General features: G+C 52.2%; 4 protein-coding genes. All 4 read left to right on the plus strand.

What is annotated here, in order from left to right; translation table 11 throughout:
* Window positions 1-765 precede the first annotated feature (765 nt).
* On the plus strand, window positions 766-1,992 hold the full coding sequence (locus LKK83_RS16875; protein WP_324632405.1) for a DUF3747 domain-containing protein: 1,227 nt from the start codon (window positions 766-768) through the stop codon (window positions 1,990-1,992).
* Between the two features lie 240 nt (window positions 1,993-2,232).
* Window positions 2,233-3,075, plus strand: a complete 843-nt coding sequence (locus LKK83_RS16880) for a hypothetical protein (protein WP_324632406.1) — start codon at window positions 2,233-2,235, stop codon at window positions 3,073-3,075.
* A 440-nt stretch (window positions 3,076-3,515) separates the two neighbouring features.
* Window positions 3,516-6,026: a GH116 family glycosyl hydrolase gene (locus LKK83_RS16885; RefSeq protein WP_324632408.1), complete on the plus strand. Its 2,511-nt coding sequence runs from the start codon at window positions 3,516-3,518 to the stop codon at window positions 6,024-6,026.
* A 1,273-nt stretch (window positions 6,027-7,299) separates the two neighbouring features.
* The coding region (locus LKK83_RS16890; RefSeq protein WP_324632410.1) for a peptidase domain-containing ABC transporter at window positions 7,300-10,256 on the plus strand (2,957 nt) is incomplete at its 3' end.

The raw sequence follows: 10,256 nt of genomic DNA on the forward strand, positions 1-10,256 counted from the left end.
TCCATTTCCCCTGGCTCTCATCCCGACGCTCACCAAGCACGGGTAGAGCGCGGGGCTTCCCGCCGAGAAGCTAACTGTGGGTAGAAGTTGGCGACTGAGGTAACTCAGTCAGGAAGTCCAGGTCGCCACTGGAGCGACCTTACTCTTTTAGCATAGCAGGAACGTGGTGGTGCTGTAGTAGCGGTTGTTGCGATTCGCCTCCTTGACCCGGCAAAACTTCAGGGAGTCAGGGCGATCGCACCCAGACTGATTTTAGCAGATTCTCTCCTCAGTGACGTGGAAAGCACAGGCACCACGGAGGAATTTTGCTCCCCTGGGGTCTCAGGGTCGATCGTGCTGCCAGAGGCTTGAGGGATCCCTGGGGGTTGCCGCCCTCTGTAGGGGAGCGATCGCCGGGGGGCTGCAATGGCTGAAATCCCCTTTTGGGGAAGCTTCCCCTGTCTGGAGGGGTCGTTTAAATCCTCGGGTGGGGAACCTTTTTCTTTTGCGGAACTAATTCCCGGTTCAGACAGTTCGATCAGTGTAACAACTACCTTTTCCTTCGCTTGTGCAGGAGGATAGTTTTCTGTTTCCTGGCATGGATAGCACCCGCCGCGATCGCCCCCTTTTCTCAGATGAGGGCGATCGTTGCACCCCCTTCCCCTTGTCCCCAGTTGGACAGTTGAAAAAGTACAACATTCCTTTGCGAAAACTGCCTGGTGCTTCAACCACAATGAAAATAGACCAGGAGGCAAGTCCCGACTCTTTCCACGTTCAATACCTACCATGAAGACTTCTTTTTTACTTAAAATTACGGCGGCGGCTACCGCAGCCCTCTCTACATTAACCTTGAGTACCGCTTCTTTCGCTGCCCTTTTCGGACAGCGATCGGTGAACCAAGATCGGTTTATCGCGATCGCTCAACCCTATGCCGGCGGTAGTTCCCACGCTTTGTTGATTGTGGAGCAAATCTCTGACGCGCGTCCCTGCTGGCGAGAAAGCGGTAGCAGTCCCGTCAAGGTGGATCCGCTACTGTTTAGTTTTGACTTCACTGGCATCTGTGGGCGCAGTATGGATAGCAATGGCCATTCCATCCGCGTGGGCGGTGAAGATGTGGGTTTGCAATATAGTTTGCGAATCGTTCGTCGCGATGGGGATCTGGTCCTGCTGGGGGTCAACGATCGCGAGCGCACGGAAATCGAAATCGGACGCACGAACGGCATTACCTCGGCTTACGATTCTAAAATTCAACTCAATCCGGGCTGGAGTTTCGCCAAACGAACCTACAACGGTAAGGTCTTAGGTCACGTCTATCTCGCCAATAATCAGTCGTTGACGGCCCTTGCCCGACCGCGTGGGTCTTCTGGCGGGGGGATTATCGATCCTGCCCCGGTGGAGCCTCCTTCTTCTGGCGGGACTACCTTTGCCGATATCCGCAATGATGTCTATGCCAACGAAATCGAACAGGCGGTGGCAATGGGTTTCGTGGCTGGATTCCGCGAAGACAATACTTTCCGCCCGCAAGTGGCCCTGACGCGCGAACAATTGGTCTCAATGGTCATCGAGGCGTTAAAAAATGTTCCGGGTGCCAATATCAATCTCCCATCGGGGGTTTCGTCTCGTCCTTATTATGATGTGGAAGCCTCTCGCTGGAGCGCGCCTAAAATTGAATGGGCGAAGCAAAACAATATTGTCAGTGGCTATCAAGATGGCAGTTTTCGCCCCGCTCAATCGGTGACGCGCGCGGAACTGATGGCGGTACTGCGGCGATCGGCGGAATTTGGCAATACCCTACGCGGCGCAAATCCCTCGATTAACCCCACTGGCTCTTCTACTGTCTTCTCGGATACCCAAAACCACTGGGCGGATTCTCTAATCGGTCAAATGTCGGCGTATTGTCAGGTGGCTTCTCCGCTCAATGAGGTGGGCAACCGCTTTTACCCGAATAATCCGGCGTTGCGAAACTATGCCGCTGCGGCGACCTTGCGGATGGTTAATTGCGTGAAGCAGTAATCCTTCCCATGTCAATTTCTTCGATCGCGGATCTCGCGGTTCATTGTTGCCGATATGAATTCATCACCCGGTTTTGGTTCTGCAAAATCGGGTTTTTTATCGTCTGGCCAATTGCCCCATCCTCCGGCTGGATGTCTCATTTCCTGACACTGTGGAAAAACTGGGCTTGGTTGAGGCAGTGGTCACCGTCAGCCTGATTATAATTGGAACAATCTATCTGGAAACAACCGAGGTGAAACGATGCAGAAAATAGAACGCAATCTAGATTGGACGAGTCTTGTTCACCGTCTTTCTCAAGGCGATCGCCTGGAAGTGGCGGAGTCGGTTTCTCTGCTCTGTTCGGCGGTGGGATCGATTGTGGCGGGATTGTCCGGACAGGTTCTGTTCGCCGCTACTCCCCTGACTCTGGCTTTGTGGGTCAATATGGCCAAGCGGAACCGCTTTGCGGAACAAATGCGCCTCGAACATGAAGGGGCGATCGCGGATCTGCAACAGATGGTGTCTTCTGTGCGGACTTCGGTGGAACAGTTGCCAAAAAACGATCGCCTCCGGGAATTGGAAGACTCTCTGGTTAGAATTAGTCAGGCGATCGCCGAGCTAGAAGCACAACAAAGTCGCCCTCAAGCTTCCCCCAATCCGATGAGTTCTCCCGAACTTTTGGAAGAATTCGCGATCGTCCGCCGCGCGATCGTCCGCCTTCGCGATCGCACCGAAACCACTTTTACCGAACTCGAAGACAATTTCTCTCGAGAAATTCAATCCCTTCGTCAGCAATTCCCTCCCTCTCCTGTCTCCGAAACTCCGGAATTCGCTCACATCGAAGCCGATATCGCTCGCCTTTCTCAAGGCTTTTCCCAGATACAACACCAGGTGGAAAGTTTGACTCCCTCACCAGAACCGGAATGGACCCCCGTCCAGGGTCAAATTACCCAACTGCAACAACAAGTGGGCAAACTACAACAGCAAAATCGACAGGTGGTCAAACCCTATCTCAAACATCTGACCTTTTCTCTCAAGCAATTAGAAAAAGACATTCACCCCCACCCCCAAACTCCGCCCCACTCATCTCAAACCCACGAGTAATCTACCCTCTAATTTAGGCAACTGACCGGAGATTCTCCCCGTTATTCCTGCTGATTTTTACCTCATTTAATAGTATTTTATTCCGGGATAAAGTACCATCAATAAATGGAATTGCTATTTTTAAAAAAATAGCCAATATTACGGTTTTAGCAGCAATTAAATAATTTCAACCCATACAAATGTAGGAAAAATGATGTAAACCAATTTAGAAATGCCCTCTTTTTTAGCTGTATTTAGAAACAAGGGCAATTTTTTTACTCAAAAAGAGCTATAGGAAAGTATTTAAAGCGCTTACAGATAAAGGATAAAACATCAATTGCCAATCAATAAATTGTTAACAATTTAATTTAAAAACCCCGATTCAGCATAGAGAGGGGGAGGTTAAGGAGACATTCGGCGTAGGTTCTGCTTTAATCAGGATGGACGAGAGAAAACAGAGCATGAGTAATCCATCAAAGCAGACACCAATTCCCGAATATACCTGGAGTCGTCCCATTGGGTTAGGGTGGGACAATCCTTATACCGTGCGCTATCGCAGTAATTTAGACGATGGACCTTGGCACGGGATGCCCCTGGGGGGGTTTGGGGCTGGTTGTATTGGCCGATCGCCGCGCGGGGACTTCAACCTGTGGCACCTGGATGGCGGGGAACACACCTTTCAATCCCTTCCCGCCTGCCAATTCAGCGTATTTGAGGAAGCGCAGGGAAAAAAACAAGCCTATGCCCTCTGTACGGAAGCGCCTGGGGAAGGTCAACTGTCGGCGTGGCAATGGTATCCGGCATCACAATCCACCACCGACAAAGGAGAAGAACGAACCACAGGCAGATACCATGCCCTTTATCCCCGTAGCTGGTTCGTTTATAACGGAGTATTTCAGGCGGAACTAACCTGCGAACAATTTTCGCCGATTTGGCCGCACAAGTATCAAGAATGCAGCTATCCGATCGCAATTTTTGAATGGACCGCATATAATCCCACAGACGAACCCATCACCTTGAGCATCATGCTAACTTGGCAAAATGTGGTGGGTTGGTTTACCAATGCCATCCCCCCGCAAGCATCGGCGATGTCTGGGGGGCTATCCGGGGTGCCGGTCACCGTGCGCGATGATGGATCCCCGGTGTACGAATACAAACCGCGATGGGGAGAGAGTGAAGGAAACTTCAACCGATTTATCGAAGACTTTCACCGCATCGGGTGCGTAATGACGGGGAATCGCCAGGGAGAGGTGCCCGAAGAAGGAGAAGGAGAGTGGGCGATCGCCACTCTCACCAATCCCTTTATGGAAGTCTTCCACCACACGCGCTGGAATCCTGCCGGCACCGGTGAGGAACTGTGGGACAGCTTTGCCCGGGATGGGTCGTTGGGCGATCGCACTGATGAAACTCCCGCCGACGCCTCGGAACAAATCGGCGTCGCCCTGGCGATCCGCTTTACCATCAGACCGGGAAAAACGCGCAAAATTCCCTTTATCCTCGCCTGGGACTTGCCCGTTACCGAATTTGCCCCCAATGTCTGGTACTACCGCCGCTATACCGACTTCTTCGGACGCAGTGGCAATAACTCCTGGACGATGGTTCGCACGGCCCTGAAGCACTTAAATATGTGGCGGGACAATATCCTCGCATGGCAACAACCCATTTTATCCCGCGAGGATCTGCCGGATTCGATTAAAGTGGCGCTGTTCAACGAACTTTACATTCTATCGGCGGGGGGTAGTTTGTGGACCGCGCAAGACGAACTCGACGCGCGGGGCAAGTTTGCCGTGCTCGAATGTTTGGATTATCGCTGGTACGAAAGCTTAGATGTGCGCCTGTATGGCTCCTTTGCCCTGCTCATGTTATGGCCGCAATTGGAAAAATCGGTGATGCTGGCATTTGCCCGGGCGATTCCCACCAGCGATCCGACCCATCGCACGATTGGCTACAATCAAGCGGATGCGGTTCGCAAAGTTGCCGATGCGACGCCGCACGATTTGGGGGCACCCAACGAGCATCCTTGGCACAAAACCAATTACACCAGCTACCAAGACTGTAATTTGTGGAAAGATTTACCCAGCGATTTTGTATTGCAGGTCTATCGCGATTTTCTGCTGACTGGTGCGCAGGATTACGAGTTTTTGTGGGATTGTTGGCCTTCTGTGGTTCGCACGTTAGGCTATTTGCAGCAGTTCGATAACGATGGGGATGGGATTCCGGAAAATGGCGGTGCCCCGGATCAGACTTTTGATGATTGGCAGTTGAAGGGGGTGAGTGCGTATTGTGGCGGGTTGTGGATCGCGGCATTGTCGGCAGCGATCGCGATCGCAGAAGTTCTGCTGGAAAACCCGCCTCATTCGGGCATTTTTACTGGCACTATCTATGAATCGGAACGCTCGGATTTACTGGAGACAACCGCGATTGAGGATACCTTAGCCACCTACCGCGATTGGCTGGCGCGATCGCGAAAAGTCTATCACGAAACCCTCTGGAATGGCAAATATTATCGTCTGGATAGCGAGAGCGGTTCGGACGTGGTGATGGCCGATCAATTATGCGGTCAGTTTTACGCGCGGCTGCTCGGTTTAGAGGATATCGTTCCGTCGGAATGTACCCTATCGACGCTGGATGCGATTTTTGAGGCTTGTTTCTTGAAGTTTCACGGGGGCAAATTCGGCGCAGCCAATGGGGTGTTACCCGATGGTTCGGCGGCGAATCCGGAGGCGACGCATCCCCTGGAAGTCTGGACGGGAATCAATTTTGGGTTGGCTGCCTTTTTGTTGCAAATGGGCAAAAAAAATGAGGCATTTCAACTGGCGCAAACTGTTATCGATCGCCTGTATGAAAATGGTTTGCAATTCCGCACCCCGGAAGCGATTACCGCCGCCGGTACCTTTCGGGCGAGTCACTATCTGCGGGCAATGGCGATTTGGGCGCTTTATGGGGTGTTGACGGAGTTTAAGGGTAGTTAAGGGCGATCGCCGTTGTGAATCTGGCGGTTTTTCCGTCGGATCTGCATTTTCATTACTCGCGACTCGATTATTTTCCATTCGCTGTACCTCGGCGTTCCCAGGCAAAAGCTTGGGAACGCCTCAAGCTTGGAAATCTGTCAAAATTGCCCGGGAAATTCACCGCCGGCAAGGAGGGGGTACTGCCTTGTGCCTCTATGCAGGATATGGCATAATTTCTTGGGAAAAAGGGTATTGCTGTTCCTATTTTTCTATTGACATTTCTCTGGAGGAATGATAATACATTTTACCGGATGAGGTGGCCCAGTGCAGGGGTGGCGATCGCCCCGTGCAATGCCGCACCAATTCGCACTTTCTCCCGCACATCATCGCCATCAGCACGTTCCGGGGGCTTCGATTTCACAGAAGAGAATAGACCCGCTTCTCGGGATTTTCATGCAAAAGATTTTTATCATATCACGCCTCATCCAAAAAACAGATCTACCCAGAGGCAGATTAATCCGGGTCTGCAATTGTGATGAAATAGCTATAAGTCAATGGACTGTTACTAAATTTCTATTCCACACAGACCGCGACCTTTTCCTCTTCTCCTTATTCAAACGGGAGAGACTACACCTGCGTCCCCTCCCTGGGTGCTGGGTGGAGGAGAGGGCAATTTATACCACGTTATCTTAAGGTTGAAATAGAGGAAAAAACCCGAACTGCCGATTTGAGCGAGTTTCCAGATTTTCAACTGTTTCGCCTTCACGTCAAAACCAGGGGAGTTTATGTTTGTCTACTTCATCACTCAGCCCCAAAAGTCCTGGGGCGTTTCTGGGATGCCAACAACCTTGGAGAGTGCTGACTTTCCAACCGAGAGAGGGTAACGCTCCAGATAGAGCGGGTTGAAAATTGGTTCCCGTGAGTATATTTTTTGAAATAGAGGCGAAAGCAATAGACCGAGATTAACCCGCTGTGAGCCAACACTTTATTCTTTCTAACTGTTTCACTGCTTTTACTAAATGCATAGAAATCGGCGACTGGCTTTCAACCCCGATCGCCTAAAAGCTGCGTGGATAATGCCAGGGTGCCCTGGCATCGCGCCACCAATAGCCGTGAATTTACGGATAAAGTATAGCGATTGCGGTGACTTTTTTATCATCTGTGGCTAGCAAACTAAGGGTAAATACTGAATTTCCCCGAAACGCCGATCGTTTTTTCTCAGGTTTTCAATTCATACAACTGGCAAGCGATGAATGCCAAATGCAATCAACCCAAAATGCGAGGAGCATAAGTAATGGTAGGGATTAACAAAAAATCGCAACCCAAAACCAATGCCTCAGCGGAAAGCACAGACAGGGACAGCGTGCTGATGCAGCGATTGGCGCAACTGGATATCGAGCCAAGCGCGGTATCGGAAATCACACAATCGTGCGATCGCAGTGAATTCGATTTAGGGGATGAACTGTTCTCCCTGGGCGATCGCGAACCCGCAGAACCGGAGAGTTACGCGATCGAGCGGGGTCGAGTGCGCTTGCTGGCGTTCGATCCCGATCGCGGACGAGAAGTCTGTGCAATGGTTCTCGAAGCGGGAGATATCTTTGGCGGGGATCGTTGTTTTCACCGAGATCCCCAACCCTATCGGGCGATCGCCGCCACGCCAGGGGAGATTTCGCGCCTGAGTCTGGCTCAATTGGACGGCGATCGCGAACTCGGGGGGAAACTCGAGGGCTACTTTCAGCAGCAAACCGCCCAACGACAACGGCAAATCTTCTTCAAAACCGCCACTGAATTGCGTACCCTATCGAGCCATCAGCTCGAGGAACTGGTTAGCTGGTGCAGCGATCGCCACATCAGCGCCGGATCCCGCTTAAGCGATGCCACCCCGGAACAACAGGGTCGCTTTTGGCTGCGTGGCGGCGAAATTGAGGCAGAATCCGCCGCCACGCAGCCAACCCCGGGAATCGGCAAGAGTTGGGGCTATCCCGAACCCACCCCCGGGGATTGGGTGGCCAAAACCTCCCTGTGGGCGATCGCGCTTCCCCAGGAATACTGGGAACAAGCTAAAGCGATCGCCCCCATCTTGGCAAACAACCTGCAACAGACCACCCACCGCAACGGTTCTGCTAACTCCCTTCCTTCCCCACTGGCACAACGCCCAGTCTCACCCCTTCCTCCCTCCAGCAGAACCGGGCGCAGCACCCCCCAAACTCCTCCTCGGGAAGCCACCACTCCCCCAACCCCACCCCCATCCAATACGGTCATCTTTCCCAAACCCCTGAAGCGGCAAATCCTGGACATTCTGGCTCCCTATCCCCACCTGCGCCAGCAGTCCTCCTCCGATTGTGGGGCCGCCTGTATGGCGATAATCGGACGCTATTGGGGCAAGCGCTTTAGCATCAACTACCTACGCGAACTTGCCGATGTGGGACGCTCTGGCGCTTCCCTGAAAAGCCTCGCTAAAGCCGCCGAAAAGGTCGGCTTCCAGGCCCGTCCGGTACGCGCTTCCCTGAGTCGCCTCGCGGAACAAAGCAATCCTTGGATCGCTCACTGGCAGGGCATTCACTATGTGGTTGTCTACAAAGTCACCTCGAAGCGAATTCTGATTGCCGATCCGGCGGCGGACAAGCAATGGGTTCCCCGGGCTAAATTTCTCACCAGTTGGACCGGGTATGCCTTGCTCCTCGATCCCACCGAGGCACTGCAAAACGCGGAAGAAACCCAGCAGCGCACCCTGAGCAGCTTCTTTCGGATCCTGTGGCCCTATCGCTCCGTGGGTTTGCAAATTATTATCGCTTCGGTGCTGATTCAACTGTTTGGTTTGGTTACGCCTTTATTTACCCAAATCATTCTCGACCAAATTGTGGTGAATAAAAGCGTCAGCGCCCTGCATGCTATCTCCGTGGGAGCGCTGTTGTTTGGCATCGGAACTGTCACTCTCAATGCTACCCGCCGATACCTGCTGGATTATTTTTCCAATCGCCTCGACTTGACTTTAATTACTGGTTTTATCAACCATACCCTGCGACTCCCTTTGAAATTTTTTGAATCGCGTCGGGTGGGGGATATCATCACTCGGGTGCAGGAAAACCAAAAAATCCAGCGGTTTTTAATCGGGCAAGTGGTTCTGGCTTGGTTGAATTTCTTAACGGGGTTTGTGTATTTGGGGTTGATGCTTTATTACAACTGGCGTCTGACCTTGTTGGTGTTGGCGATTATTCCGCCGATCGCCCTTTTGACGTTATTTGCCACGCCGTTTTTGCGGAAAGTCTCCCGGGAAGTGTTTAATGCGGCGGCGGAACAAAACTCGTCTTTAGTGGAAATGATGACGGGGATTTCTACGGTGAAAGCTGCCGCCGCTGAGCGGGAGTTGCGCTGGCGCTGGGAAGAGCATTTAACCAGTTCCCTGAATGCGCGCTTTCGCGCTCAGAAACTTGCTAATCGCTTGCAAGCTAGCAGCGGCGCGATTAATAGTTTTGGCAGTATTGCATTGCTGTGGTATGGGGCGATGTTGGTGATTCAAGGAGAATTAACTATCGGTCAGTTGGTGGCGTTTAATATGATGATTGGAAAGGTGATTAGTCCGATTTTGGCGCTGGTTCAGTTGTGGGATGAGTTGCAAGAAGTGTGGATTTCGGTAGAGCGACTCAATGATGTCCTCGCCGCCGAACCGGAGGAAAAACCGGGAAGTCGGATGTTGGTGCTGCCAAAACTGCAAGGGGAGGTGTCGTTGGAGAATGTGACGTTTCGCTACAGTGAAGAACAGGAGCGCAATACGTTAGAAAATATTTCGTTGGCGGTGAAACCGGGGCAAACGGTGGCGTTGGTGGGTCGCAGCGGGTCGGGGAAGAGTACCCTGGTTAAGTTGCTGCAGGGGTTGTATTCTCCGAATAGCGGGCGGATCGCAATGGATGGGCACGATTTGCGCCATATTTCACCCCAGTCGTTGCGATCGCAGATTGGGGTGGTGCCGCAAGAGTGTTTTCTGTTTTCGGGCACGATTGTGGATAATATTACGCTCTATGCTGATGATGTGCCTCTGGATCGGGCGGTGGAAGTGGCTAAGTTGGCGGAAGCGCATGGGTTTATTCAAGAGATGCCTCTGGGATATAATACTCAGGTGGGCGAGCGCGGAACTTCTCTGTCTGGGGGACAGCGACAGCGCATCGCGATCGCGCGGGCGTTGTTGGGCAATCCGCAGATTTTAATTTTGGATGAGGCGACCAGTTCTCTGGATACCGAGTCGGAACGTCG

It is taken from the genome of Phormidium sp. CCY1219, assembly GCF_035615515.1.
Taxonomy (GTDB): Bacteria; Cyanobacteriota; Cyanobacteriia; order Cyanobacteriales; family Laspinemataceae; genus CCY1219.